This is a genomic window from Acidisoma cellulosilyticum (assembly GCF_020621385.1).
Lineage (GTDB): Bacteria > Pseudomonadota > Alphaproteobacteria > Acetobacterales > Acetobacteraceae > Acidisoma > Acidisoma cellulosilyticum.
Map to the genome: position 1 here is coordinate 1 of NZ_JAESVA010000055.1, position 234 is coordinate 234.

Here is a 234-nt window from a genome sequence, read left to right on the forward strand (position 1 = left end):
TGTCGATCGTCTCGCTGTCCGTGACCTCAAGCATCGCATCCGCGCCGGTCAGCGCGATGGTGCCCGGCGTGCCGTCCGCGTTCTCGACCGTGATCCCGCCCTGGACCACGACCGTGTCGCCGTCCCCGATAGTCAGCACGCCCTCGATCGTGTCGGCCTGGAAGGTGCTGACATCAAGCCCCAGCGTGCCGCCGTCCAGCACCAGCGTCGCATTCGCCAGCGTGCCGTAATTGT

At 67.1% G+C, this 234-nt stretch carries 1 protein-coding gene; it reads right to left on the reverse strand.

All coding sequences use genetic code 11. The features are described from left to right. The coding region (locus tag ACELLULO517_RS28505; protein ID WP_227310884.1) for a hypothetical protein at nt 1–234 on the reverse strand (234 nt) is incomplete at both ends.